Origin of the sequence: Ensifer sp. LC163 (assembly GCF_001695855.1) — a bacterium.
Classification (GTDB): domain Bacteria; phylum Pseudomonadota; class Alphaproteobacteria; order Rhizobiales; family Rhizobiaceae; genus Ensifer.
On the sequence record NZ_MBSS01000001.1, the window covers coordinates 544,213 to 570,723 of the forward strand.

The 26,511-nt window shown below is 61.1% G+C and carries 25 protein-coding genes and 1 tRNA gene; 9 read left to right on the plus strand and 17 right to left on the minus strand.

Annotation, left to right across the window (positions count from 1 at the left end; translation table 11 throughout):
- The first annotated feature begins 118 nt into the window (after positions 1–118).
- The 3 genes from BC360_RS02645 (at position 119) to BC360_RS02655 (ending at position 2,218) form a co-directional block, all read left to right on the plus strand.
- The gene (locus BC360_RS02645; protein WP_065794126.1) at positions 119–913 is read left to right on the plus strand and encodes a DUF1194 domain-containing protein; all 795 of its coding nucleotides are present in this window, start codon (positions 119–121) and stop codon (positions 911–913) included.
- A gap of 120 nt (positions 914–1,033) precedes the next feature.
- Complete coding sequence (locus tag BC360_RS02650) at positions 1,034–1,744, plus strand: GntR family transcriptional regulator (RefSeq protein WP_065794127.1); 711 nt, start codon at positions 1,034–1,036, stop codon at positions 1,742–1,744.
- 234 nt (positions 1,745–1,978) lie between these two features.
- A complete protein-coding gene (locus BC360_RS02655; RefSeq protein ID WP_065787010.1) occupies positions 1,979–2,218 on the plus strand; it encodes a DUF982 domain-containing protein in 240 nt (79 codons plus the stop codon).
- Between the two features lie 285 nt (positions 2,219–2,503).
- Here the strand turns inward: BC360_RS02655 and BC360_RS02660 are convergent, their stop codons facing one another.
- From BC360_RS02660 to BC360_RS02690, 4 genes are all read right to left on the minus strand, one after another.
- Entirely contained in the window at positions 2,504–3,526 is a 1,023-nt protein-coding gene (locus tag BC360_RS02660) for a glycoside hydrolase family 26 protein (RefSeq protein ID WP_161491353.1), read from the minus strand.
- A 176-nt stretch (positions 3,527–3,702) separates the two neighbouring features.
- Positions 3,703–4,050, minus strand: a complete 348-nt coding sequence (locus tag BC360_RS02665) for a hypothetical protein (RefSeq protein WP_065794129.1) — start codon at positions 4,048–4,050, stop codon at positions 3,703–3,705.
- An 892-nt stretch (positions 4,051–4,942) separates the two neighbouring features.
- The gene (locus tag BC360_RS02680; protein ID WP_065794132.1) at positions 4,943–6,727 is read right to left on the minus strand and encodes an adenylate/guanylate cyclase domain-containing protein; all 1,785 of its coding nucleotides are present in this window, start codon (positions 6,725–6,727) and stop codon (positions 4,943–4,945) included.
- A gap of 301 nt (positions 6,728–7,028) precedes the next feature.
- On the minus strand, positions 7,029–8,060 hold the full coding sequence (locus BC360_RS02690) for a GlxA family transcriptional regulator (protein WP_065794134.1): 1,032 nt from the start codon (positions 8,058–8,060) through the stop codon (positions 7,029–7,031).
- Between the two features lie 88 nt (positions 8,061–8,148).
- Between BC360_RS02690 and BC360_RS02695 the strand changes: the two genes are divergently transcribed.
- Positions 8,149–9,525: an FAD-binding oxidoreductase gene (locus BC360_RS02695; protein WP_244512654.1), complete on the plus strand. Its 1,377-nt coding sequence runs from the start codon at positions 8,149–8,151 to the stop codon at positions 9,523–9,525.
- Positions 9,526–9,786: 261 nt separating this feature from the next.
- Here the strand turns inward: BC360_RS02695 and gcvA are convergent, their stop codons facing one another.
- A complete protein-coding gene (gene gcvA, locus BC360_RS02700) occupies positions 9,787–10,695 on the minus strand; it encodes a transcriptional regulator GcvA (RefSeq protein WP_065786552.1) in 909 nt (302 codons plus the stop codon).
- Between the two features lie 203 nt (positions 10,696–10,898).
- Here gcvA and BC360_RS02705 point away from each other — a divergent pair, with 203 nt between their 5' ends.
- Complete coding sequence (locus BC360_RS02705) at positions 10,899–11,753, plus strand: DMT family transporter (protein WP_065794287.1); 855 nt, start codon at positions 10,899–10,901, stop codon at positions 11,751–11,753.
- Positions 11,754–11,988: 235 nt separating this feature from the next.
- Here BC360_RS02705 and BC360_RS02710 read toward each other — a convergent pair.
- Positions 11,989–12,064, minus strand: a tRNA-Ile gene (locus tag BC360_RS02710).
- Between the two features lie 160 nt (positions 12,065–12,224).
- Here BC360_RS02710 and BC360_RS02715 point away from each other — a divergent pair.
- Positions 12,225–12,974: an SIMPL domain-containing protein gene (locus BC360_RS02715; RefSeq protein ID WP_065786453.1), complete on the plus strand. Its 750-nt coding sequence runs from the start codon at positions 12,225–12,227 to the stop codon at positions 12,972–12,974.
- 495 nt (positions 12,975–13,469) lie between these two features.
- Here the strand turns inward: BC360_RS02715 and BC360_RS02720 are convergent, their stop codons facing one another.
- From BC360_RS02720 to BC360_RS02735, 4 genes are all read right to left on the minus strand, one after another.
- The gene (locus BC360_RS02720) at positions 13,470–13,877 is read right to left on the minus strand and encodes a hypothetical protein (protein WP_065786452.1); all 408 of its coding nucleotides are present in this window, start codon (positions 13,875–13,877) and stop codon (positions 13,470–13,472) included.
- Positions 13,878–14,316: 439 nt separating this feature from the next.
- On the minus strand, positions 14,317–14,721 hold the full coding sequence (locus tag BC360_RS02725; protein WP_065786451.1) for a ketosteroid isomerase-related protein: 405 nt from the start codon (positions 14,719–14,721) through the stop codon (positions 14,317–14,319).
- A 149-nt stretch (positions 14,722–14,870) separates the two neighbouring features.
- Positions 14,871–15,293 (minus strand): secondary thiamine-phosphate synthase enzyme YjbQ, encoded by a 423-nt coding sequence (locus tag BC360_RS02730; protein ID WP_065786450.1) that lies wholly within the window; start codon positions 15,291–15,293, stop codon positions 14,871–14,873.
- Positions 15,294–15,400: 107 nt separating this feature from the next.
- A complete protein-coding gene (locus BC360_RS02735) occupies positions 15,401–15,754 on the minus strand; it encodes a DUF1428 domain-containing protein (protein ID WP_065787004.1) in 354 nt (117 codons plus the stop codon).
- A 241-nt stretch (positions 15,755–15,995) separates the two neighbouring features.
- On the opposite strand from BC360_RS02735, the gene BC360_RS02740 reads away from it, so the two are divergent.
- Entirely contained in the window at positions 15,996–16,448 is a 453-nt protein-coding gene (locus BC360_RS02740; protein WP_065786449.1) for a VOC family protein, read from the plus strand.
- A 28-nt stretch (positions 16,449–16,476) separates the two neighbouring features.
- Here BC360_RS02740 and BC360_RS02745 read toward each other — a convergent pair whose 3' ends face one another.
- Complete coding sequence (locus BC360_RS02745) at positions 16,477–17,046, minus strand: transglycosylase SLT domain-containing protein (protein WP_065794136.1); 570 nt, start codon at positions 17,044–17,046, stop codon at positions 16,477–16,479.
- Between the two features lie 246 nt (positions 17,047–17,292).
- Here BC360_RS02745 and BC360_RS02750 point away from each other — a divergent pair, with 246 nt between their 5' ends.
- The gene (locus BC360_RS02750) at positions 17,293–17,706 is read left to right on the plus strand and encodes a lysozyme inhibitor LprI family protein (RefSeq protein ID WP_065786447.1); all 414 of its coding nucleotides are present in this window, start codon (positions 17,293–17,295) and stop codon (positions 17,704–17,706) included.
- Between the two features lie 203 nt (positions 17,707–17,909).
- Here BC360_RS02750 and BC360_RS02755 read toward each other — a convergent pair whose 3' ends face one another.
- The 3 genes from BC360_RS02755 to BC360_RS02765 all read right to left on the minus strand — a co-directional run bounded on the left by BC360_RS02755 (position 17,910) and on the right by BC360_RS02765 (position 21,257).
- Positions 17,910–18,203 carry a GYD domain-containing protein gene (locus BC360_RS02755; RefSeq protein ID WP_065775058.1) on the minus strand — a complete coding sequence of 98 codons (294 nt, stop codon included), beginning with the start codon at positions 18,201–18,203 and terminating at the stop codon, positions 17,910–17,912.
- A 192-nt stretch (positions 18,204–18,395) separates the two neighbouring features.
- A complete protein-coding gene (rpoD, locus tag BC360_RS02760; protein ID WP_053248270.1) occupies positions 18,396–20,453 on the minus strand; it encodes an RNA polymerase sigma factor RpoD in 2,058 nt (685 codons plus the stop codon).
- Positions 20,454–20,912: 459 nt separating this feature from the next.
- Entirely contained in the window at positions 20,913–21,257 is a 345-nt protein-coding gene (locus BC360_RS02765) for a GFA family protein (protein ID WP_065794137.1), read from the minus strand.
- Between the two features lie 227 nt (positions 21,258–21,484).
- Between BC360_RS02765 and BC360_RS02770 the strand changes: the two genes are divergently transcribed.
- Complete coding sequence (locus tag BC360_RS02770; RefSeq protein ID WP_065794138.1) at positions 21,485–21,943, plus strand: GyrI-like domain-containing protein; 459 nt, start codon at positions 21,485–21,487, stop codon at positions 21,941–21,943.
- A 68-nt stretch (positions 21,944–22,011) separates the two neighbouring features.
- Here the strand turns inward: BC360_RS02770 and tdh are convergent, their stop codons facing one another.
- The 3 genes from tdh to recQ all read right to left on the minus strand — a co-directional run bounded on the left by tdh (position 22,012) and on the right by recQ (position 26,459).
- Complete coding sequence (gene tdh, locus BC360_RS02775) at positions 22,012–23,046, minus strand: L-threonine 3-dehydrogenase (RefSeq protein WP_065794139.1); 1,035 nt, start codon at positions 23,044–23,046, stop codon at positions 22,012–22,014.
- Between the two features lie 11 nt (positions 23,047–23,057).
- Positions 23,058–24,245, minus strand: a complete 1,188-nt coding sequence (locus tag BC360_RS02780; protein WP_065794288.1) for a glycine C-acetyltransferase — start codon at positions 24,243–24,245, stop codon at positions 23,058–23,060.
- A 336-nt stretch (positions 24,246–24,581) separates the two neighbouring features.
- Positions 24,582–26,459: a DNA helicase RecQ gene (gene recQ, locus BC360_RS02785; RefSeq protein WP_065794140.1), complete on the minus strand. Its 1,878-nt coding sequence runs from the start codon at positions 26,457–26,459 to the stop codon at positions 24,582–24,584.
- Positions 26,460–26,511 lie beyond the last annotated feature (52 nt).

Here is a 26,511-nt window from a genome sequence, read left to right on the forward strand (position 1 = left end):
GGTGAACCCAGTCGATATCACCTTTTATTGAAGGTCAGCCAACCCCAAACAGTCGCCGAAAGCCAATCCTGTGTTACAGTTCCTCAGATGACGCGGCTCGCAATGACGGGTTGAAGCTATGTTAACCATGCTGGCGTTGATCCTTTCCCTGACTGGTAGCCCGACCCAAACGGCGGGCGCGCCTGTTGATGTCGACGTCGAGCTGGTGCTGGCCGTCGACATGTCCGGCTCGATGGATCTGGACGAAGCCCGGGTCCAGCGCTCCGGCTACGTGCAGGCGCTGCGCCATGCCGACTTTCTCAATGCGGTAGCGAGCGGTCGCCATGGCCGAATCGCGATTGGCTATTTCGAATGGGCCGGCACGGTCAACGAATCCTCTGTCGTCGCCTGGCAGGTGATCGCAAATGCAGCTGATGCCGCCGCCTTTGCCGCGATGATCGAGGCCCGGCCGGTCGGCACCAGGCGCGGCACATCGATTTCCAACGCGATCACCTACGGCACGGCGCTGATCGATTCGAACGCCTTTTCCGGCATGCGCCGCATCATCGACGTGTCCGGCGACGGGCCGAACAATATCGGTCCGCCGGTCATTCCCGCCCGTGATATCGCCATCGCCCGCGGCATCATCATCAACGGGCTGGCGATCCTGATTAGGCCCTCGGTCTCGACCGGCCCGCTCGACCAGTATTATGCCGAGTGCGTCGTCGGCGGCCCCGGCTCTTTCGTGCTGCCGGTGCACAAGCCCGAGGATTTCGCCATCGCCATCCGCCAGAAGCTGATCCTGGAGGTGAGCGGCCTGCCGTCACCGCCAAGCGTGCGCCTCGTCGATGCCCTGCCCGCGCCCGACTGCCTGATCGGCGAGAAACTGCGGCCGGGCTTCCTCGACCGCGTCTACCCCGAGCTCGACAAATAGCCGGCGCGCACGAGCAGCGGCCGGCTGTCCGGCGACAACGCCCTGCCACGCCAGATTGTCGTTTCCCTTCAACGCGCGCGACGATAAGATGCCGCACTCATTTGCGGATCGATTTCCTTCATGTCCCTGACCACCCATCCTGCGCCGGCCGACGCGACCACCGAAACCAGCACCCGGCAGATCCGCGACAAGCTGCGCGATGCGATCGTCGAACGACGGCTTGCGCCGGGAACCAAGCTGTCGGAAAGCGATGTCGGCGATCTGTTCAAGGTCAGCCGCACGCTGGTGCGCGCCGCCCTGCAGGCGCTCGCCTATGAGGGGCTGGTCAGTGTCGAGAAGAACCGCGGCGCCTTCGTCGCCCATCCCTCGCCGGATGAAGCCCGGCAGATCTTCGCCACCCGCCGGCTGATCGAGCCCGGGCTTCTGCGCGCGGCCGCGGCTCGGATCGGCCCCGCCGAAATCGATGACCTGCGCCGCCTGCTTGCAATCGAACAGCAACTGACGGCGCAGCGCGGCCAATCGGCGCGCCGCGCCGAGATCAAGGCTTCCGGCGACTTCCACCTGGCGCTCGCCGATCTCACCGGCAACGCCATCCTCAGGCGCTTCATGGACGAGCTGGTCGCCCGCTCCTCGCTCGTCATCGCGCTTTATGGACAATCGAGCGTGTCGAGCTGCGGCCATAACGAGCATGACGACATCCTCACCGCGATCGAAGGCGGTGACATCGAGACCGCCTGCACACTGATGATCCGCCATATCGATCACATCGAGGCCGACCTCGATCTCAGGGAGCGCAAGCCGACCGACCTCAGGGCCGCACTCGAGCTTTGACGCGTGTCGCCCGCAAGCGTGCCACGGGAAAATTTTCTGCAAGGTTTGTCGCGGCCGAAATTCCATCGGCGGCCGTTCGAAAAGCCCGCCACTGCGGGATTTCCGCCCGGGCATCCCGTATCGATCGCATCGGACCGCCATCGTCATGGTTAAAAAAGTGCGTCCACCAAGGGAACCATTCGTCATCCCCGGCGTTGGCCTCGCGCTCAAAAGACTATGAACGAGGAATGCAAGATGAGCGAAAAAACCTTCGCAACGCCGATCCACCTGAAACTGTCATCCAAGCGGCAGACCGTCGTCAGGACGGTCTGGGAGGCCTTGGAGCTGCTGCGACAATGGCCGGGCAGACGTGGGCGGGAATATCGCGCCGCCCTTCAGCGCTGCCTGGATGCGCTCGACGGGCTGACCAGCGTCAACAGGGCAAGTCGCTGCTTTGCCGCAGCCGCCCGCGAATCGGGCCTTCTGCTCGCCTGAGAAAAATCCCAGTTTGCCGAAGTTTGCGCACCGGCTGAACGGCCGGTGCGTCCATCCTACAGCGCCGCGCGTCTTATCAGACGCGCAAAGGTCGCTGTAGCACTTTGAATTTCTGCATGTTTTTATCCTTAAATCGGATACGATTTAAGGAAACATGCAGTAGAGATCGCGGCGCGCATTACAGCGCCGCGCGTCAAATATGACGCGCAAAGGACGCTGTAACGCTTTAAACTTGCTGCATAATTCCTTAAATCGGATCCGATTTAAGGAATTATGCAGTAAGCGCTATTGCGTCGGCCGGCTGATGCGTTCGGCCTTGTCGGAAACGAGGGCGGCAAGCGAGGCCTTGTCCAGCCGCCAATCCGGGGAGCCATAGCCGAGCGGCCACTTGTAGGGCTCCTTGTCGTTGAAGAACACCACGGCCGTCAAAAGCGGAAATCGATCGCGATAGGTCCTGCGATCGAAGATTTCCGCATACCAGGCGCGCTTGTAGTCAGCCGAGCCGGAAACGCCGAGCTCGGCAACCATCACCGGCTTTCCGAACCGCGCGACCCGCTGGTATTTTTCGCCAAGCGTTTCGCCAAAGCTGCGCTCGCGACCCCAATAGTCCACATCCATCTTCTGCAGCCCCCAGACGGGAATGCCGATGGCGTCGACCACGTCGTCGCCGGGATAATAGCCGCCAAGGTTGCGATGCCCCTTGGGCGACCAGACGAAGCGCACATCGGGTGCCAGCTCCCGGCAACTTTCGACGAAATAGCGAAACGCCTTCTTGTAGCCGCCCGTGTCGCGCCGCGCCCAGGGATAGCGGCCATCGGGGTCTTCCATCTCGTGACCCCAGCGCATGTAGACCGGGACTGCGACCTCGCCGGCGCGCCGGCAGATATCGCGGATCTCGCGATCGAAACGGCCGCGGCCGATATCGGCAAACAGCCGCTCGCCGCCCGCCCGCCAGTCGCTGGCGTGGGTATAGGGCTCGATCGAGATCATCAGCGCCCGGCCTTGGCCCTCGGCAATGGCGATCTTGCGCTTCAGCATCGCCTTGTCGAGCGCCTGCCAATAGATGAAGACATGCTCGATCGTGAGCGCATCGCTGTTGGTGACCGCGTCATGCGGATCGTAGACGCCGATCGCAATCTCGCCACGCGGCCCTCCTGCAGCCTTCCCGGCCGCGCCGATCGAAGCGGTCGTCAGCACACGATCGACCGTACCGCCGAGATCGGCAGCCGCAGCGCGCGAGGCGCCCCCCACCGGCAAAAGCGCCATGAGGCCGGCCGCAAGCACCGATCTGAATATCGCAATCGACAAGCGCAGTCTCCGACGGAAGGTCTCGAACATTTCAGGGGAAAACGAAACAATCTTCCCCAGGCAAGTGCGTAATCAAGGAGCTGGAGTGTTTCCGTCACTTCAACCAATGCGGAAACGCGCCAACGACACCGTATGGAAGCGAAGCGTTTCGAGCGCTCCGCCTGATCGGAATGGCTTTACAGCGAGCTTCTGAGGAAGCAGCGCGACGTATGGCCGAAGCCGCTTGGCGAGCAGATATAGGGCGCGCGGCCGAGATAGGCGGAAACGCGCTTTCTTGCCGGCAGCGGCTCGACGATATCGTCGGCTTCCGCAACTCTGATCAGCTTGCCCTGCTTCGGGGCGACGCTCGGCGCGCTCACTGCTGCCTTCGAGCCGGCAGACGAGAACAGCGGACTTTCAGCGATACCCGCCGACGAACAGCCGGAAGAGACAAGCAGAAGACCGAAAAGCGAGGCAGGCACGAGATACTTGAAACCCGAAACGGTGGTGCGGCGTGCGCCGCCCAAGGCGGTTAGGCTTCGCATAAGCATCCTTTCGAACGAGCGGCCAGCGCCGCTTGACAACTTCTTTAACGGGAATCAACCGCGAAGTTCAACCCCTACTTCTTATTATTGACAGCTAAAATTAAGAGTTTCTTTCTGAGCATCGGCTTTTTACGATCGGGAGCTGCCGCCGATCCGCGCCGACCATCTGTTAAGCCGAAACAAACGCTCTTCCCTGGGAGGCTCCGCGCTGCACCGCTCCGACCAAAGTCCCCCTCATTTCTGGCTGCCGGCTGTTTACCCAGTGTTGACGTCTGTGACGCACCTTGGCTCCCAGGCGCAACATGTTTGAGCGTATGCGCCCACTCCAAAACTGCCCGCTCCGGCGGGCGTTTTTTTGGGCCGCAGTCTGACCGGCACGTTCACATTGACAGTGTTCATCCAGCCAATCATTCCAAGCATGTGCGAAAGGGTTCGGATTTCGTCGATGCTTGAGCTGCAGATCAGCTTAACATTGGCAGTGGGTTGGATGCCCATAACCATGCCTTGGTTGAGCCACTTCAAACGGCGCGGCATGTGTTTCCGGACCGCCGTTCTCGTCGGAGTACCCTGCCGACGGTTCCCCCACTGCACATCTCGGAGATGCTGTCAGGACTTACCTGCGCCTAACCTGCTCTCATTACAGGCTCGGCGGTGCAATGAACTGGTAATACGCCCACACGAGGGTCAACCCGGCTATCACCGCGAGCCAGGTAAGTGCTTTCCTCTGCCCTGGACTAACTGACCTTGGCTCCCGCTTTGGTTTTCGTCGTTCAAACTTGATGATGTTATCGTCGCTCATGTGGCCCCCTTGGTCGCTGGCGCACTTCATAACACTGAAAGTCTCGGCGACGAACGCGCGGGACGCGAATTGTCACCCGGACAGGCCGCATCCTCATTCCGGCAGACCTGCCTTGATGTATCCATCGATAAAATGCTGACGGTCGGCATCGTTACGGAATGGCTGCGTCCTTCCCCACTGTCGCGCCGAGAAATCCGGAAATTCCGAAAGGAACTCGCTCCCCGCCTTGCGCGCGTCCGCGATCCGCTCCAGTTGCGCAAGCGCGGCGGCGAGATTGCGTTTTGAGCCGGGTCCACCCGCCTGGGGATGGCTGAGCGTCTCGACGGCATCCTGATAACGACCAGCAGCATACTGGGCCCAGCCGAGGAACGAGTAGTGGTCGCCCGGAGGATAGGGATTGAGGCGAAAACTATTTTCGGCGCTTTCGACGGCCTCGATTGCCCGTCCCTCGAACACCCTGAGATCGGCAAGGTGGGCCCAACCCGCAGAGTGATTGGGATTGAGGCGAAGCCCCTGCTCAAACTCGGCCAACCCCGCTTCGAATTCGCCCTCATAGGCACGCAGGTAGCCAAGCACGATATGCGCGTCGGCGTTTTCAGGATCAATCTCGACGGCTTTCGAGGCGGCGGTGCAGGCGGCAACGCGGTGTTCGTCCACGGGTTCGCGATAGTACAACGCATCGAAATGGTGGCTCATCGCGAGCCAGGCATGCGCCCCTGCAAAGCCCGGATCGATTTCGATGGCCCTGGCTAGGAGCGGACGAGCCGCCCTCGTTTCCCGAAGCGATTGCGTCGCGAGCGCGCGCCCGCGAACGAACAGGTCGTAAGCCTCGAGATCGATGACCCTGCGCCTCGGAAGGGGTTTTGCCGACGGCAGGGCGTGGGAAAGAGCGTTGATCACCTTGCCAACAACTTCGTCCTGCAGGCTGAAGATGTCCGCGAGGTCTCGGTCCAGACGTTCAGCCCAAAGACAGCTGGCATTGGAGGCGTCGATAAGTTGCGCATTGATGCGAACGCGCGCTGCCGCCCTCCGCACGCTTCCCTCGATAAGATAGCGAACCCCCAGCTCCCTTGCGATCATGCGCAAGTCCATCAACCGATCCCGGTAGGCGAAACTCGAATGGCGAGCGATCACCAACAGGCCATCGACTTTGGAAAGATCGGTGATCAGGTCTTCCGCGAGGCCGTCAGCAAAGTAATCCTGCTCCGCATCGTTGCTCAGGGTGGCGAACGGCAGCACGGCAATCGAAGCCACCTGCGGCAGTGTCGGCACGGCACCTGGGCCGCTGTCCTCCCCTCCGAACGAAGCCGGGTGTCCGCGGGTACTTTCCCAGCCCACCCGGAAAACCCGGATGGGGCGGGTAATGTTCTTCAGCAGACACTCGCCCTGATCGACAAAGCGTACCGGGAGCTTGCGATCAACGTGCTCATGAACGCTGTGACTTATAAGCACGCCGCCCGGCTCGGCCATGGCCTCGAGCCGGGCGGCGATATTGACTCCGTCACCGAATATATCTTCCTGGTCAGCCAGGATATCCCCAAGGTTGATCCCAATGCGGAAAGTCAGGCGGCGGTCTTCGGCAACATCCTTGTTCCACTCGGCCGTCGCTCGCTGGACGTCAACGGCACAGCGCACCGCTTCGATGGCGCTCGCAAACTCCACGAGAAGGCCGTCCCCAGCGGTCTTGAAGATTCGTCCTCTGTGGATTTCCACCGCTGGCCGGACGACATCGCCTAGCAACTTCTGCAGCCGCTCGTGGGTGTCCTCCTCGTCGCTCTCCATCAACCGGCTATATCCTGCGACATCAGCCGCAAGGATCACTGCCAGCTTCCTTTGGGGTCCGGCAGAAACCGCGATTGGTTCGTCGTCGTCCGGCATTGGAGGAGGTTACGCCGCACCAGTGCTGCCTTCAAGCGAAGAAGAAAGGCTGTTGCACGCCACAAACCTCTGAACTGGGCATCACCAAAAATCAACTTGCCGTCTGCTGGGTGATCTTCACCTGCTCGCTCGGCAAATCCTTCCCATTCAGAGGCCTCCTGATCTCTGCTTTCACGTGCAATTTGGTAGCAACTGCCACCAGACAATCGATGAATGAGGCGATAGGCGTGAGGACTGCTTCTGGCCGGCGCAAAGCAGCTACGCGCTTGACATAGAACGACCAGCTTCGACGCATGTCTCCCTAATTATGCTTTAGTGCCCTGCGCAAGGAGCCAAAACGTAGGCGATAATTGCCCGGTGTCAGGCCCGTCTCACGGCGGAACAGACGACCGAAGAAGCTCGCGTCCTCATAGCCCATTTCGTTGGCTATGGCTTCGATCGGCTGATCGGTGCTTTCGAGCATCTGCTTGGATTCCTCGAGCCGGAGCGCATGTACATAGTTGAGGGGTGTCATGCCCGATGCCTTGGCGAAACGACGTATGAACGAGCGTTCGGGCAGGCCGGAAAGGGCCACCATCGCCGCGACCGGGGCGTGGGTCTTGTAGTTCATCGAAAGCCACTGCTGGCATCGGTTGATCGCTGCGTCGTTCGTCTGCCGGAAGGTCATGAGCGATGCAAATGGCTGCTGTCCCATGTCATGCCACTGCAGCATGTAGACTTTCGCCACCTCCGTCGCTTCCTTCAGTCCGACAGACCGTGCGATCAGATAAAGTGCGAGGTCATGCCAGCTCGATCCGCCTCCCGCCATGACGATGCGCTGCCCCTCGCCGCTCAGCACGAGAGACCGATCCAGTCTGACCCTGACGCCCGGATAGTTGTTGATGAGCGTCGCGACATAGCCCCAGTGGATCGTCGCTTCGCAATTGGTGAGAAACCCGGCTTCCCCGAGCAATACCGCACCCGAACAGGCGCTGGCCAGCATCGCGCCGCCCTCATGGGTGCGCTTCAGCCATCTTGCTTCGGCTTCATATCTTCCGGCAACGCTTTCGCCGGGATTGACGAAGAAATCGGGAATGCACACGATGTCAGGTTGCGGGCTGCCGTTGAAATCATAATCAGGCTTCACCCAGATGCCATTCGCGGCGTGGAAACCATCGCATGAACGAGCGACGATGTAGGGATGCATGCGCTGCTCGCCAGCCTCCCCTTTTACGATGAACGGCCAATCCCGCCCCACTGACGAGAACAGGTCAAACATGCCATGCAATGCGGAGGCAGTGACCTCCGGCACTGCGAGAATGGCGACAGAGATGCGACTGTCTTGTCCGGGCATGGCAGAAATGACCGCCTTTCAGCAATTTTGACTTTAGTACCCAACGCCGGGTGGCGCTAGGCTCCTGCTCCAGAAGGGAGACTATGTCGTGCCCCATGACGCGCTACGAAGTCAGCTACGCGGCGATCTTCTCGAACCCGGAAGTCCCGCCTACGACGCCGCACGGATCGTATGGAACGGAATGATCGACAGGCGGCCGGAATTGATTGCCAGATGCCGGAATGCCGCCGACGTGGCGGCATCGGTAAATTACGCTCGCGCCCATCGGCTCGCGATCGCGGTTCGTAGTGGCGGACATAATGTTGCAGGCTATGCCGTCAGCGATGGAGGGTTGATGATCGACATGTCCGCGATGAATGCTGTCCACATCACGCCTGGACTTGACCGGGCGTATGTCGAAGGTGGAGCCACCTGGGGCGACGTCGATGCCGCAACGACGCCTTTCGGACGCGCCACGCCCGGCGGACTGATTTCGATGACGGGTGTCGCGGGGCTCACCTTGTCGGGCGGCATCGGCTGGCTGCGGGGTACCCACGGTCTTAGCTGCGACAATCTCGTCGCCGCCGACGTGGTTACCGCCGATGGTGACCTGATCCATGCGAGCGAGACGGAAAACGCCGACCTGCTTTGGGCCCTGAAGGGTGGTGGCGGCAACTTCGGTATCGTCGTGAACTTTGAATTTCGGCTACATCCGGTCGCAGAAGAGCTGATATTCTGCGCGCCCGCCTATCCCGAAGAGCGCGCCAACGACATCCTTCCGAAATGGCGTGACTACATGGCCACGGCACCGGACGAGATCAGCGGTCTCGCCGAGTTCTCGACCATCCCTGGTGATCCGGCCTATCCGGAGCCTACATGGGGCAAGCGCGTGGTGACGCTCGCGACGGTGTATGATGGCCCGGCAGAAGTGGGTGAGCGTGTCACACAGCCTCTGCGCAGCCTTGGCGAACCGCTGCTCGATTTCAGTGGCCGAATGTCATATCGCGCGCTCCAGAGCATCTACGACGAGATGTTCCCTAAGGGCCGCGATCGCTGCTACTGGAAATCGACCTACCTTGCGGGCCTTGACAACGGTGTTGTCGCGGAGATTACCAGGCGTGTGGCGACGCGACCGTCCGAGATGACCCTTGCCTCAATCTGGAAATTCGGCGGAGCGGTGCAGCGCGTTGCAGCCGATGCCACCGCTTTTGGCGATCGCTCCATGCCCTTCATGCTCAGCCTCGATGCGATCTGGTCCGATCCGGCAGATGACGAAGCCAACATCGGTTGGGTTCGCGACGTCTGGCGGGACATGCAACTCTATTCCACCGGTCGCCTGTATCTGAACTTTCCCGGACTCGGAGAGGGCGAAAATCTTGTCCGTGACGCTTTCGGTGCTGAAACCTACGCAAGGCTCCAGATGGTCAAACGCGCTTATGATCCACACAATCTTTTCCACATGAACCAGAACATTCTGCCGCGATGACGGCTGTTGGCGCGAAGTGGCATCTGGCTGTAGCTCGCCGCGGTCTTTTCTTGTCCAAAGAGTTCAGACGTTGATGGCGGCCAGTTCAGACGTTCATGGCGCGCCAGAAATAGATGGTGGGCCCGGAGGAATTCTGAAAAGGCAGTTACATCAATAGGTTCAAAAAATGTGGGACATTTTTGGAACCTTTAATGTTGTTATGTATTTTGCCGCCTGTGTCCCACGCAACTCACTCGGAGCGTTCTGAAATTTGCGGACATTTCAGCCCCGCATACTGCGCATGAATTCTCGCACCTCTTTCAGAATCCAGGTTCGAAAAGCACGGACCTTGGGGTGATCTTGATTGCCGACTCGGTAGATCAGATCGTAACCCCACTCCACCTCGAGTTTTGCCTCGGGAAATAGTGATACCAGACGTCCAGCGGCAAGGTCTTCCGCGACAAGAACACTTCGTCCGAGCGCGACGCCCGCCCCTCGAATTGCGGCCTCAATGGACATGCTCCCATGGCTGTACCCAGGCCCGCGCATGCCTGGATAAGGTAGTTCCATCATCGCGAACCACCGCTCCCATGTCGTGTTCATCCCGATCTCGTGAATGAGTTGGCATTTCACCAGGTCGCCTGGCGCATGAATCCCGCCCATCCTTTCGTGATACTCGTGGGAACACACAGGAGACACCGTCTCGTTCATGATGCGCTCCGCCGCCGCGTAAACATAGCGGCCGTCGCCGTAACGCAGCGCGACATCGACATGGCTCGTGGTGAAATCGACGGCCGCATCGGTGACCTCCAGATGGACATCGAGTTCAGGTGCGTCGGCCATTAGGCGATGCAGTCGTGACGTCAACCACTTGCTGGCGAAGGAGACGCTGCAGTTTACGACGAGACGGGATGCGTCGTTCTTGCGACGCAATTCTTCCGATTCTCGCATCAACTCGGAAAGAAGACGGGTGACAGTGCTGAAATAGGACTGACCCGCTTCCGTCAGCTCGATCCTACGCGTCAGACGGCGAAAGAGGGGCACCCCCAGGTAATCTTCCAGTGCCTTTATCTGACGGCTCACCGCGCCGTGGGTGAGATGAAGCTCCTGTGCAGCAAGCGTCATACTCAACCGTCGACCAGTTGCTTCAAAGGCTCGAAGTGTCTGAAGCGGTGGAAGATGGGCGGCCATAATTACATGCGTGAACTCACATCACGCATCCTGTGAGAACAAATGGTTTGTCGAACGGACATCGCTCGCCTTATGGATGGCACAATCTCACGTACGTGCCAATTCTAAGGCGATCAAAGATGTCCCAGAATTCTTTCGATACAGCCGTTATCCCTGGACCGCTCGCTCCAGCAGGTTCGCTCTCAACCAAGAGCGTAGGGGCTATGTTCCTTCTGGCACTGATGTGGGGGCTTTCGATACCGATCACGAAGCTCGGCCTTGGCAGCATTCCTCCAATGACGTTCACCGCACTCCGCTTCATGGTAGCTGTGCCGCTCATGATGTTCCTGGCCCGACGCGAACTCCGGGTTCCTAGAAGAGCAATTCCCGGCATTATAGGCTTGGGTGTCATGGGTATCACACTGGGCAACGTTGCCCAGTCGTTTGGCGTCCAAGGCACATCGGCGTCCGTCGCAACGATCCTCTCGGCGACCATTCCATTGTTTATGGTCATTCTGGCGGCCATCCGCTTCAAACAATCGGTAACGCCGCTGCAATGGAGCGGCCTGTTGGCTGCATTCGTCGGGATCGCCCTAGTGGCGGTCGGCAGCGGACCGGGTGTTGACGACATGTCAAGAACAACGACCTCCGGCGTCATCCTGATGCTGATCTCGGCGATGGGCATCGCGATCTATTACATCTGGAGCGCGGAGCTGACAGAGAAATACGGCCTGATGCCTATCGCGGCATGGAACATGCTCGTCGGGCTTTTGACGGTTATGCCGCTCGCGGGCTGGGAAATGAGCCAGCAGAGCATCCACATCACAGCCCAAGCTCTGGTGGCCATCACCTATCTCGGCGTTGTGGTCACTGTGATGGGGCTGATCCTATGGCTTTATCTTCTGAAAGTTGTCCCGGCGCGTGTTGCGGCGAGCGTCCAATATCTCCAGCCCGTATCCGGCATCAGCGCCAGCGCGTTTCTCTTCGGTGACAGATTGGGCCTGATGTTCGCAGCAGGTGTGGGACTCGTGCTCGCCGGGCTAGCACTGGCCGCTTCCGGAAAGCGAGCGAGTTCTTAGCTGGTTTGGGATCAGTAAATTTGAATCCCCCGCTCGGTTACTCCCCCAGCGATTTGGCCCGCCTTTGGCGGGCCTTTTTTACGCGGTGAGCAAAAATCACAACGAGGGCCGGCTGAAGAAAATCTACGCAGAGGATAGCAACGAAAACGCTTGAGAGTGTCTTAAATCGGCTACCCCACCAAATGTGGGGCAAAAACAGCCAAAAACCTAGCAAAATCAATGTCAATGGGCAGACTGGTGGGCCCGGAGGGACTCGAACCCCCAACCAAGCGGTTATGAGCCGCCGGCTCTAACCATTGAGCTACAGGCCCACGCCGGATCGAAGATCCGGGCATCGCGAACCAATGGCAGTTCGTGATCGGCAATGGCTCTAGCTGAAAACCTTTTTGACGACAAGTCATTGCCGCAATGCCCACACAATCGATAAGCATGAAAGCAGCAGGGACAGAAACAACCGGAGAGACACGACCCATGACTTCCACACGCACTGCCCGCACGCTTTCCATCGTTGCCTTTGCCGCTGCCTTTGCGGGTATTGCCGCTGCCGGCGCACACGCGCAGGATGCCGCCAAGGAGCGCGAAGCGATCATCACCGTTGCCGGCGAAGGTCGCTCGTCGATCGCGCCTGACATGGCGATCCTGCAGCTGAGCGTCGTCAAGGACGCCAAGACCGCGCGCGAGGCGCTCGACGCCAACAACAAGACGATGGCCGAGGTTCTGGCGGCACTCAAGGATGGCGGCATTGCCGAGCGCGACCTGCAGACGAGTGGCTTTTCGGTCAACCCGCAATACAACTACCCGACCAACAATGACGGCGGCAATCGCCCGCCGGAGCTGATCGGCTACCAGGTGGCCAACGGCGTCAGCGTGCGCGTGCGCGACCTCGCCAAGCTCGGCGAGATCGTCGACAAGTCGGTAACGCTCGGCGTCAACCAGGGCGGCGGCATCCAGTTCACCAACGACAAGCCGGAAGGCGCGATCACCGAAGCGCGCAAGGCCGCCGTTGCCGACGCCATCGAGAAAGCCAAGGTGCTGGCGGAGGCTGCCGGCGTCTCGCTCGGCAACATCGTCAACATCACCGAGCAGGGTTTCCGTCCGGAGCCGGTTCCGATGATGCGCGCCGGCATGGCCAAGGAATACGCAGCCGATAGCGTGCCGATGGCAACCGGCGAAAACAGCTACAACGTCACGGTCAACGTCACCTTCGCGATCAAGCAGTAACCGCTTGTGGTCGCGCCCGCCTGCCGACATCGTGGGCGGGCTTTGCGGTACCGGACCTGCCTGACACTGCACTCGGCTCAGACAGGCATTGGACGAACAAAAAGCCCCGCGCGGTTGCAGCCGCGCGGGGCTCTTTTGTGTCCGGCTTACAGCGCCGCGCGTCAAATATGGCGCGCAAAGGACGCTGTAACACTTTAAACTTGCTGCATAGCTCCTCAAATCGATTCCGATTTGAGGAGCTATGCAGCAAAGGCGACCGACGGCAGGGCCGCCTCTTCCCCGTCTCGCGCCGTCTCTCGATACATGTCACCCGCAGTCTTCAGCGACGTCCGCGCAACCGCATGCGGGATGCGGACGTCGACAAGCCGCCAGATACGTTCCTACGCGCCTCATTCAGGCAAAGAAAAACCCCTCACGCCTGGGGCGTGAGGGGTGCATTTCCGCCGGCCGGGGGAGACAGGACGGAAAAGGCTTGGATTACCAGCGGCCGATCGCTTACCAACGACCGATAACGGGGCAACCGCGAACGTTGGCGAAGGCGATCGTCTGGCGGTAGCCGCGGCGGCTGCCTTCAACGACGATGCGGCGGTGCGAGACGTCGGCGACATAGGCGCGGCGCAGGCCATGGTCACGGGCCTTGTCGACGGCCATCCAGGGGGCGCAGCGGCTGCGGCGGCCACCATCCCAGTGGCGATCACGACCGCGGTGGTCACGACCCCAGTCACGCTCGTCGTCGTAACCACGGTCGAAATCGCGATCGTAGTCACGATACTGGACATCGACGCCGCCGCGCGGGCCGAAGCCGAATTCGATCGTTTCTGCCGAAGCGGTGGAGGCGGCACCGACGAGGCCGGTCAAACCGATGACGACGGCGGCGGCAGCGTTGATGAGGATATTCTTCATGGTCATTCTCCGAGGGCTTGAAGGGGTCAATGTGCAATCACCGTCCCAAGCGATTGATCGGACAATAGCGGCGCGAAACTGAACGCTAGCGGAACTGCACATTCATGCAGGGTTCAGGTTGCGGGCACCTGACGAAAACGGGCGCGAGGCAAAAGATTCGTTCGACTTTTGAGAGAGGCGCAGCGGCGCGCGGCCGGCAAGCGCAATGCTGACATTCGACAGCAATATCAGTGAACTAGAGCATGTCGCGCAAAAGTGCGCAGCGGTTTTGCGACAACGACATGCGCAAAAACAAGAGCTTAAAGCGCAACAAGCGAATCCTTAGGATCGCGACGCGCTGTAGCGGATCGGATGGACCACAGGATTGCGGCTCTGAGCGCGACAAGCGGGGGCAGAACCAACACGATTCTTTGGGGCGGCCTTGGTGCGTCGATGTCGCTCAGCCGGAAAGTTCGGCTTCGAAGGCGCGCATGTTGCGATAGTGGCTGATGCGGGTGATCGACTGATCCTCGATCTCGATCACGAAGACGCTCGGGATCGAATAGCTCTGGCCGGAGGCAGCGGGGAACCCTTCCAGCGTCTCGCGGTAAGTGCCGCGCGCCGTCAGGTCGGCAGCGATCCGCTGGCCGAAATTGTCGCGCATCAGCACGACATCCCCGTAGGTTTCGTCGAAATGCCGGAGATAGGTCATGACGCTTGCCCGCAACGGCCCGACGCCGACGGTGCGCTGGCCGGTCACCGAATCAAGCGCCACATCCTCATCGACCAGCCGCGCCAGTGCGTCGAAATCGCGGTCGTTCAATGCGTCGATAAAGCGGCTGGCAATGGTCTGCGCGTCGGTCATATCTGCCTCAGATGCTGATTGCGGGTTCGGCCATGCCTTTCGGACGACGCGCGGGCAAATTCACTTCCGCGCCCCCTCCCCTAACGAATATGGAAGGCAGACCGCGCCCTTCAAGGCGCGGCCGCGATCAAGAGCACAATCGGTGGATGTCAGGGGCCAAGGTGCAGCACGATCTCGCGGCGGTGCGGCCGGTCGCGATGTTCGAAGAGATAGAGCCCTTGCCAGGTGCCGAGCGCCATTCGCCCCGCATTGACCGGGATGCCGATCGATACCTGCGTCAGCGCCGCCTTGATATGGGCCGGCATGTCGTCCGGTCCCTCCTGCGTGTGAACCACCCAGCGCATCGACGGGTCGGAGGATGGCGGCACCAGCCGGCCGAAGAATTCGCTGAGGTCACGCTTCACGTCGGGGTCGGCGTTCTCCTGGATTATCAGCGAGCAGGAGGTATGGCGCACAAACACGGTCAAAAGCCCCTCGCCCGTGCCGTTGGCGCGGACGAACTCGGCTGCCTCGTCGGTGAACTCGTAGAGCCCCTGTCCGCGGGTGGAAATGACGATCGTGGTCTGCGGCATCGGCGTCGCGTCTCCTCGGCTGGCGGCGGCAAAACGCGCACCTCCTCCCCAACGGGTCGGCAAAAGCCGCCCCAAGTCAAGCCCAAGCGCTCTGCCAGGTTCTACGGCTATTTCTCAAGAAAGGCCTCGAAGCCGCCATAGATCATGCGCTTGCCGTCGAACACATTCTTCCAGGCATCGCCCTGCAGCCGCGGATCCGCCATCACCTTGGCGACGATCGCGTCGCGGTCGGCGCGCGACTTGTAGGTGATCCAGGAAAAGACCACGGTCTCGTCTTCCTTGGCCTGCACAGCGCGGGGAAAGGACGTCACCTCGCCATAGGGCACGTCGTCGCCGAGGCATTCCGCATAGGAGAGCGCACCATGCTCCATCCACACGTCGCCCGCCTCCCTCGCCATGTTCTTGTAGGCCTCGATGTTGGCCTTGGGCACGGCAACGATGAAACCATCCACGTAACTCATGTCGATATCCTCCTCGGTTGCTTCAACCACCAAAGGACGAACGGGATGGAAAGGTTCCGACAGTGCCTGCGAATTTTCCGGATGATGCGTGTTGTGGTGCCCTCGCCGCCGTTCCCGGACGGCCCGTCGCGGCAAAAGAGCGCCCCATCGCACGGCTTTGCGAAAAAATCCTGACCGCCTGTCGGCAAGCCCGCCCTCCGTTCGTCCTTGGGACTGACCATCACCCAAAGGAGAAACCGTCATGCAGAAGATCACGCCCTTTCTCTGGTTCGACAACCAGCTCGAAGACGCCATCCACTTCTACACTTCCATCTTCCGCAATGCCCGCGTCACCGACATCAAGAAGGGGCCGGACGGCAAAGCCTTCACCGCCTCGTTCGAACTCGAGGGACAGGCGTTCATGGGGCTCAATGGCGGGCCGCATTTCAAATTTTCCGAAGCCGTCTCGTTCTTCGTGCGCTGCGCCGATCAGGCGGAGGTCGATTATTACTGGGAACGGCTGCTCGACGGCGGCACGCCGCAGCATTGCGGCTGGCTGAAGGACCGTTTCGGCCTTGCCTGGCAGATCATCCCCGATGCGCTGATGCGTCACCTGAGCGATCCCGATCCGGCGCGCGCCGGCCGCGCCCAGCAGGCGATGATGGGTATGGTCAAGATCGACGTCGCCGGGCTTGAAAAGGCAGCTGCCGGCTGAGCCCATGCCAACCTGCGCTGATGTTACATCAGCTGCCGCAGCCGTTGAGCTGGCGGCTGTAGAGCGATGCCATGCCGGCGGCGCGCTTGGCGCCGTTCTTGGCCGTGTCGCTCCAATTGCCGCGGGCATAGCCGGCATGGCCGTGATAGTAGGCGATGTAGAGCCGATAGGTGTCGTTGAGGGCGATACCGTTTCGCTGGCCGCTTTCGCGGTGATACCAGGCGATGAAGCGGATGGCGTCGGCGAAATCGGAGCGCCGCGCCGTCCAGCGGCCGGTTTCGCTCTGGTAGCGCGCCCAGGTGCCGTCGAGCGCCTGCGAATAGCCGTAGGCCGACGACACCCGCGTCCAGGGAATGAAGCCGAACAGCTTGGTCCGCGGCGGCTTGGCATTATGGCGGAAGCCGGATTCCGTATAGATCGTCGCCATCAGCACCGGAACGGGCACGCCATATTCGCGCTCCGCCTGATAGGCGGCGCGGCGCCAATTGTTGAAAAGGCCATCTCGCTGCTCGAAAACCGCGCATGCGTTCCGGGTGTCTCTCGGCACCGTTGCGCAACCGGCCAGCAACAGGAGGACGACGACAAAAACGCAACGCATCTTCGAACCTCTCGTTTCCGAGAGATTGATAAAACGTAAACGTTAAGGATCGGTTTTGAATCGAATGCGAGTGATCGCGGGCGTGGCGTGTATCTCTCAAGATTCTGCTATCTGAAGTTTCAGGATTGACCTATTCTCGGCGCGCTGGGGCACGGCAGCCGCGCCGGTATTCCGCAGGTTTTCGAAGGTCACGCGGGAACGCGGGAATGCCGACGGCGGCACGCGCGAAACGAGGAGAGCGAAGAGATGCGATTTCCTGCTTTGACGTTTGCAACCTTTGTCGGGTTGACCGGCTTGGCGCCGGCCGCATGGGCCGACGATTGTGCCAATGCCAGCGACCAGGCAACGATGAACGAATGCGCCGACAAAGCGCTCAAGGCCTCCGACACCGAGCTCAACACCCTTTACAAGCAGATCGAGGCACGCCTGAAGGACGACCAGGACAAGACCAAGCTGCTGGTTGCGGCACAAAAGGCATGGATCGCCTTCCGCGATGCGGAGTGCAGTTTTTCCGGTTCCGGTGTGGCGGACGGCTCTGCCTATCCGATGATCGTCGCTCAATGCCGGGATGGCTTGACGCAGAACCGTGTCAAGGACTTCAAGACCTATCTGAGCTGCGAGGAAGGCGACCTCAGTTGCCCCGTGCCGTCAGCCGACTGAAGCCCGCCAGAAGCAAAATGGCGAGGGCATGCGTCTTCGCCATCGCGCTTGCCGGCGCCTTTCGCGACGCCATGCGCGGTGCGGCCCGCATCCTCTCCGGAAACGGGGCGCCGTAAACGGCAGCCGCCTGTCGCGTCATCGTGACAGGCGGCATGTCGAGCCCGCGCAATAGCGCAGCCCTGGGACCATCGCTTCGGCTTGGCCTACCCGAGCGAGGCGATCAGTTCACGATAGGCCGCTTCGGGAAATGCCTTGAGCGTTTTCGTGCGCACATTGCCGGCCATACCGAGCGTCAACGCGAAACGCGCAGCAACCGCATCATCGGGCGCCTCGCAGATGGCCACCATGTCGTATTCGCCCATGGTCAAAAAGAAATGCTTGAAGGAGCCGCCCATGTCGGAAAGCACCTGCTTTGCCGCGTCGAGCCTCTTTGGAGACTCGCGCACATTCTTCACGCCCTGCTCTGTCCAATTGAGGAGCACGACATAAGTGGTCATCTCACACCTCCAACGAGGCACGCTTCACGCCCGCGGTGCGACTGCTCCCGCGTCCTAGACGGGGTGCCCCAATTGCTCCAAAGGCGCGAGTATAGTCCCGGGTCGAGGGCCTCACAAGAAATCACAAAGGCGTAGGCACAAACGAAAAAGCCGGGCAATCTGCCCGGCCATTTATTCTGCAAGGCTGCCGCCTTAGCTGTCGAGGAAGCTGCGCAGCTTGCGCGAGCGGCTCGGGTGCTTGAGCTTGCGCAGCGCCTTCGCTTCGATCTGACGGATACGTTCGCGGGTAACCGAGAACTGCTGGCCGACTTCTTCGAGCGTATGGTCGGTGTTCATGCCGATGCCGAAGCGCATGCGCAGGACGCGCTCTTCGCGCGGCGTCAGCGAAGCCAGAACACGGGTCGTCGTTTCGCGCAGGTTCGCCTGGATGGCGGCGTCGATCGGCAGAAGCGCGTTCTTGTCCTCGATGAAATCGCCGAGATGCGAATCCTCTTCGTCGCCCACCGGGGTTTCGAGCGAGATCGGCTCCTTGGCGATCTTGAGGACCTTGCGGACCTTTTCGAGCGGCATGGCGAGCTTCTCGGCCAGTTCTTCCGGCGTCGGCTCGCGACCGATTTCGTGCAGCATCTGGCGCGACGTGCGAACGATCTTGTTGATCGTTTCGATCATGTGCACCGGAATGCGGATCGTGCGTGCCTGGTCGGCGATCGAGCGGGTGATCGCCTGACGGATCCACCAGGTCGCATAGGTCGAGAACTTGTAGCCGCGGCGGTATTCGAACTTGTCGACCGCCTTCATCAGGCCGATGTTGCCTTCCTGAATGAGATCGAGGAACTGCAGACCGCGGTTGGTGTACTTCTTGGCGATGGAGATGACGAGGCGCAGGTTGGCTTCGACCATTTCCTTCTTGGCGATGCGCGCTTCGCGCTCGCCCTTCTGCACCATCGAGACGATACGGCGAAACTCGGCGATCGAGATGCCGGTTTCGGTCGCAAGGTTCTGGATTTCCTGACGGATGTCGCGGATCGTCTGGTTTTCGCTCTTGGCGAATTCCTTCCAGCCCTTGCCGGCCAGGTTGCTGATCGACTTCATCCAGTTCGGATCGAGCTCGGCACCGGAATACTGCTCGAGGAACGAGTCACGCTTGACGCCGTAGGATTCGGCAAGGCGCAGCAGGCGACCCTCGTTCTGCATCAGGCGCTTGGAGATGTCGTAGAGCTGCTCGACGAGGCTGTCGACGCGGTTCTGGTTGAGCGACAGCGACTTGACCGCCTTGATCAGCTCGTCCTTGAGCTCCTTGTAGCGGCGCTCCTGGGCCGGCGACAGCGTGCCGGTGGCAGCGAGGCGGGCTTCCACCTGCTGGTCCTGCAATTTGCGCAGCTTCTTGTAGGTCTCGGCGATGATGTCGAGGGTTTCCATGACCTGCGGGCGCAGTTCCGCTTCCATGGCGGCGAGCGAGAGGTTCGACTCGTCGTCGTCTTCCTCTTCCTCCTCGGCCGGCATGACGTCGCCGCCGACATTGGTGATGTCGTCGTCGTTGGCGGCGCGAACCTTGCGGGTCTTTTCCTTTTCCTCGGCGGCCTTGCGGTCGGCCTCGATCTTTTCCGGGCTCTGGAACTGCGGAGCAGCCTTTGCCTCGGGACCGGAATAGGTGGTTTCGAGATCGATAATCTCGCGCAGCAGCGTCTGGCCTTCGTTGAGTTCGTCGCGCCAGATGATCAGCGCCTGGAATGTCAACGGGCTCTCACAGAGGCCGGCGATCATCGTCTCGCGGCCAGCCTCGATGCGCTTGGCAATCGCGATTTCGCCTTCGCGCGACAGAAGCTCGACCGAACCCATTTCGCGCAGATACATGCGCACCGGGTCGTCGGTCCTGTCGGTCGGCTCCTTCTTCTTCGTCGCCGCAAGCGCCGTGCCGCCGGAGGTGGCCAGTTCGCCGCCTTCGCCGTCGTTGTCGTCGTCGCTGCTTTCGTCGTCGCTGCTGCCGCCGGCGGCTTCCTCAGCTTCCTCGTCTTCGATGACGTTGATGCCCATGTCGGAGAGCATCGCCATCGTGTCTTCGATCTGCTCGGAGGTGACTTCTTCGGACGGCAGGACGGAGTTCAACTCGTCCATCGTCACATAGCCGCGCTTCTTGGCGGCCTTGATCATCTTCTTGACAGCGTCATCGGAAAGATCGAGAAGCGGGCCGTCCGGAGCGCCTTCGCGTTCAACGTCAGCTTCTTCGTTTTCTTTGACTTTGGTTGCCATTTAGTTCGTCGCTTTCCTTGTCGCAACCGGCGTGAGCCCGGTGCAAATGCCGCTCGAAGGTCCGGGTGCGCCGCGCACCCGCCACCGAATCATTTCCCCTGACGTAACGGGATGATGTTTAATTCCTGATTAACCACGATAGCGATCGTGGCAAAGCGGGCAAGCTTCGACAGTCCTGCCACTGAAGCACTACTGGCATGATATCCTAACCGCCGTGTCATTTCGCCATTTCTTGCTTGGAAATGGTGATTCCCAGAATTTTCGATCCCGTCAAGCATTTCCGCTGAAAAACCGCCCGATTCGACAAAAATCGCCTCAGTTCACGGTTTTTGGTGTTTATCAGCTTCCGCTGAACATGTAGGCGCTGCCCGTAGAAAGACAAGGGTCGATGCTGTTTATCGGCAAGGCCAAATTGCGCCCTCGCGGATCGCGCAACCATAGCTATACCCTCTACGCCAGTTACACCGATAGCCCGTCGTATTTGACGATCTTCACCGCCTCGATGTCGAACTCCGGCAGGCAGCGCAGGTTGACGGCCGCCATCGGCCCGTTGGGGCCGTCCCCCTCGCCGAAAGGCGCGATGCCGCAATGGGCGCAAAAATGATGCTTGATGACATGCCTGTTGAATTCATAGGTCGAAAGATCGGCCCTCGGTGTCTTCAGGCTCAGGCTGTCGCGCGCAACGAAGGCCAGCAATCCGCCGCGCCGGCGGCACATCGAACAATTGCAATCGATCGCCTCGGCGAAGTCTCCCTCGACCTCGAAAGCAATCTTCCCACAATGGCAACTTCCCTCGTAACGCATGCACTGGTTCCTTTGGCCGTCACAACCGTTGATCGCAATCACCCGCGACTGTCGGCAAAGATAGTGCGCAGAAGTCGGCGAACAAGCCGGAGCGGACGCCGGCTGCCAAGACGCAAAACAATTCCTGAAATGCCGGACTTCGCCTGTGAGTTCGCAACATTATTCCGGGTTTTCGCTTGCCTGCGACCCGATCTCGAATGACTTTTTGTCCACGAACGGAGGCCCGGATGAACATCAAGGAAACAGACGCGATGCGCGTCATCGGCGTGACGCGCAGGATCACCCTTGCCGACGTCAGGCATGCGGCCGCCGAGTTGGCGCCGAAGATCGACGCGGAAATCGAACGGGCGGGGCTCAAACCCGCTGGGCCGTGGATCTTTATTGCACAGAACCTGCCCAACAATGCCAACACCCTGTTCGACTGGCGCATCTGCCGCCCGGTGGAAGGCGACGGCGGCTATCGTGGGGCACTGGATATGATCGAGCTCGAGCCGATCATGGTGGCGTCCACCCTGCATCAGGGGCCGATGCGCAGCTTGTTCACCCAGGGCTATGCGCCGCTGGTGGCAAAGATCGAGATGAGCAGGCACAATTTCTCCGGCGAGAGCCGCGAGATCTATCACCGCTGGGCAGGCCCGGGAGCCCGCTACCACGAGATCGAGATCCAGTTCGGCCTTGCCAACTGACGAAAAAGCCGCGCATCCATGGAACGCGCGGCCTTTTGGGTTGCGACACCGCGCCGAAGCGCCCGGTCTTACCAGTCCATCACCACCTTGCCGGAGTTGCCGGAGCGCATGGCCTCGAAGCCGTCGCGGAACTCGTCGATGCCGATGCGATGGGTGATGACGGGCGAAAGATCAAGCCCGCCCTGGACGAAGGCGATCATCTTGTACCAGGTTTCGAACATCTCGCGACCGTAGATGCCTTTCAGGTTGAGCATCTTGAAGATGACCTTGTTCCAGTCGATCTCGAAACCGGCAGGCGCAATGCCGAGAATGGCGATCTTGCCGCCATTGTTCATCTTGTCGATCATGTCGCGGAAAGCCGGTGCCGCACCCGACATCTCAAGCCCGACGTCGAAACCCTCGGTCATGCCGATCGATTTCATCACGTCGGCGAGGTTTTCCTTGGAGGCATCGACCACATAGTCGATGCCGACGCTTTTGGCGAGCGCCAGCCGCGTCGGATTGATGTCGGTGATGACCACCTTGCGCGCACCCGAGCGCTTGGCAACGAGCGCGCCCATGATGCCGATCGGTCCGGCGCCGGTCACCAGCACATCCTCGCCGACGAGGTCGAAGGAGAGTGCGGTGTGCACGGCATTGCCGAAGGGATCGAAGATCGCGGCGATCTCGTCCGGCACATCGTCGGGGATCGGCACGACATTGTATTCCGGCAGGCAGACGAATTCGCCGAACGAGCCCGGCCGGTTGACGCCGACGCCGAGCGTGTTGCGGCAAAGGTGGCCGCGGCCGGCGCGACAATTGCGGCATTTGCCGCAAACGATGTGGCCTTCGCCCGAGACGCGCTCGCCGACGTGATACTTGGTGACGGCCGAGCCAACCTCGGCGATCTCGCCCATGAATTCATGGCCGACGACCATCGGCACCGGAATGGTTTTTTGGGCCCATTGGTCCCAGTTCCAGATGTGCACGTCGGTGCCGCAGATGGCCGATTTCTTCACCTTGATCAGAACGTCGTTCGGTCCGACCTCCGGCACCGGCACCCGCTCCATCCAAAGCCCGACCTCGGGCTTCGTCTTGACCAGCGCCTTCATCATGTTCGTCATGGACCCCTCCCTCAGATAACACCGAGGTCGCGGCCGACCTCTTCGAATGCGGCGATCGCGCGGCGCACGTCCTCATCGCTGTGGGCGGCCGACATCTGCGTGCGGATGCGCGCCTGCCCCTTCGGCACCACCGGGAAGGAGAAGCCGATGACGTAGACGCCCTTCTTGAGCATGCGTGCGGCCATCTCCTGCGCCAGCGCCGCATCGCCCAGCATCACCGGGATGATCGGATGGCCTTCGCCGGCAAGCGTGAAGCCGAGCTTCGACATCTCCGTGCGAAACAGCGTCGCATTGGCCGACAGTCGCGCCCGCAGCGCATCGCCGTTCTCGATCAGGTCGAACACCTTGAGCGAGGCAGCCGCGATCACCGGCGCCAGCGTGTTGGAGAACAGGTAGGGCCGCGAGCGCTGGCGCAGCCAGTCGACGACCTCGGCCTTGCCAGAGGTGTAACCGCCCGAGGCGCCGCCGAGCGCCTTGCCGAGCGTGCCGGTGATGATGTCGACGCGGCCTTCGACACGGCAATGTTCGGCCGAGCCACGGCCGTTTTTGCCGACGAAACCAACCGCGTGGCTGTCATCGACCATGACCATGGCGCCGTACTTCTCGGCGAGGTCGCACACGCCCTGCAGATTGGCGATGATGCCGTCCATCGAGAAGACACCGTCGGTGGCGATCAGCTTGAAGCGGCTGCCTTCGGCCTTCTTCAGCTCTTGCTCGAGCGCTGCCATGTCGTTGTTGGCATAGCGGAAGCGCTTGGCCTTGGAGAGGCGAACGCCGTCGATGATCGAGGCATGGTTCAGCGCGTCGGAGATGATCGCATCCTCTTCGCCGAGCAGCGCCTCGAACAGGCCGCCATTGGCATCGAAACAGGAGGAATAGAGGATCGTGTCTTCCATGCCGAGGAAGGAGGAGATGCGCGCCTCGAGTTGCTTGTGCTCTTCCTGCGTGCCGCAGATGAAGCGCACCGACGCCATGCCGTAGCCATAACGGTCGAGCGCCTTTTTGCCGGCCTCGGCCAGTTCTTCGTTGTCGGCAAGGCCGAGGTAGTTGTTGGCGCAGAAGTTCAGCACCCGCTCGCCAGAGGCAACCTCGATCTCGCCCGCCTGCTTCGACACGATCACCCGCTCCGACTTGTAGAGCCCTGATGACTTCAGGCCGTCGAGTTCGGAACGAAGGTGGGACAAGAAGGCTGAGGTCATGGCGGGCCGCTTTCGCTGTGAAAAGGACGTTTCGTGCCAGACGAGTACCACGACAGCTTTCCCGTTGCAGCAAATTCCAGCGGACCGAGGGGCCTCGGCCGCGATCACAAGGGAAAACGACAGGGCATTGCATGGCGAGCCGGCTTTACGGACATTTTCTGTCGCGCGCTCAGCGGTGCGAGACAGATTGCTTCGGCCACTCCAGCTTTTGAGTGGTCGAAGATCGAAGCTCCCATCAAGCACCATCTATCGCGCCGCGTCGGCGGCGCGAGTGACTCAACTTCTTCCGAGAAAGAGCACGCATGACAGCGCAGCGTCTCGGTCAGACGTGCAGACTCACCCCTCCAGATACCCGTCGATCACGGCCAGAAACGCCTCGCCGTAGCGCTCGCGTTTGCTTTCGCCGATGCCCGGAATGTCGAGCAGTTCGTCGAAGCCGCGCGGGCGCTCCTTGGCAAGCGCGATCAGCGTTGCGTCCGGGAAGACGACATAGGGCGGCACGTTCAGGTCCTTGGCGATGGTGAAGCGCTCGGCGCGCAGCAGTTCGAACAGTTCGAGATCGGAGCCGGCAAGGTCGGCGCGCTCGCGTTGGCTGCCGGATTTTGCCTGCCGCGCCGCCTTGCCCGTCTGCGGGCGATCCTTGCGAAACAGCACCTGGCGCTCGCGCTTGAACACGGCGCGCGCCTCCGGCTCGAGTTTGATTGCGCCGAAGGCCGTATGATCGACGCTGACAAGACCGGCCGCCAGCAATTGCCGAAACACCGACTGCCAGGTGCGGGCCGGCAGATCCTTGCCGGCGCCGAAGACCGGCATGTCGACATGGCCGAAACGCTCGGTCTTTTCGTTGACGGTCCCCATCAGCACATCGACGACATGGCCGGTGCCGAAGCGCTCACCGGTGCGGTAGACGGCGGCAAGCGCCTTGATCGCGGCCTCGGTCCCGTCCCAGGTTTCCACGGGCTTCAGGCAGGTATCACAATGGCCGCAACGGCCGGGATGCGCCTCGCCGAAATGCGCGAGAATCGCCTGGCGGCGGCAGCCGGCCGTCTCGCAGATCGCCAAAAGCGCGTTGAGCTTGCCGCGCTCGATGCGCTTGATGTCATCCGCCGCTCCGCCCTCGTCGATCATCCGGCGGCGCTGCAGCACGTCGGCCATGCCATAGGCCATCCAGACTTCGGACGGCTGGCCATCGCGGCCGGCGCGGCCGGTCTCCTGATAGTAGGCCTCGACCGATCCCGGCAGATCGAGATGGGCGACATAGCGCACATCCGGCTTGTCGATGCCCATGCCGAAGGCGACGGTTGCGACTAGGCAAAGGCTCTCCTCTTTCAGGAACGCGTCCTGATGGGCGTCGCGCAACGTCCGGTCCATGCCGGCGTGATAGGGTAGCGCGCGAATGCCCTGCCCGTTCAGCCATTCCGCCGTGTCCTCAACCTTGGCGCGCGACAGGCAGTAGACGATGCCGGACGAACCGCGAAAACGGGACAGGAACCGCAGCAACTGCTGGCGCGGCTGGTCGCGCTCGACGATTTCATAGGCGATGTTCGGCCGGTCGAAGCTGGTGGTGAAGACTTGGGCACTCTGCAGCGACAGCCGCTCGATGATATCCTCACGGGTATGCGGGTCGGCCGTTGCCGTCAGCGCGATGCGTGGCACGCCGGGATAGCGCTCGGCGAGCAGGCCAAGCGTGCGATACTCCGGCCGGAAATCATGGCCCCACTGCGAGACGCAATGGGCCTCATCGATGGCGAAAAGCGCAATGCGGGCCTTGCCGATCAGGTCGGCGAAGCCATCGGTGACGATGCGCTCGGGCGTGACGTAGAGCAGATCAAGCGTGCCGTCAGAAATCTGCCGGCGCACGGCAACCGCCTCTTCACGCGTCAGCGACGAATTGAGAGCCGCCGCATTGACGCCGAGCTGCTTCAACGCCTCCACTTGATCGCGCATCAACGCGATCAGCGGCGAAACCACGATGCCAAGGCCGGTGCGGCAGAGTGCGGGGATCTGAAAGCAGAGCGACTTGCCGGCACCGGTTGGAAAGAGAACGACGGCGTCACCGCCGGCGGCCACATGCTCGACCACTTCCTGCTGACGGCCCCGAAAGGCGGAATAGCCGTAGACGCGCTTGAGAACATCGAGCGGCGCTCGGCCGGCGTCGTCGAAGAGCTGGCTGGCAGCGCTTCTGTCGGGCTGCGCCCTTTCGACGAACTCCATTACATCTCCTTCGGGGAATCACACATTGCCATCATCGCCAGATACCGCGGCA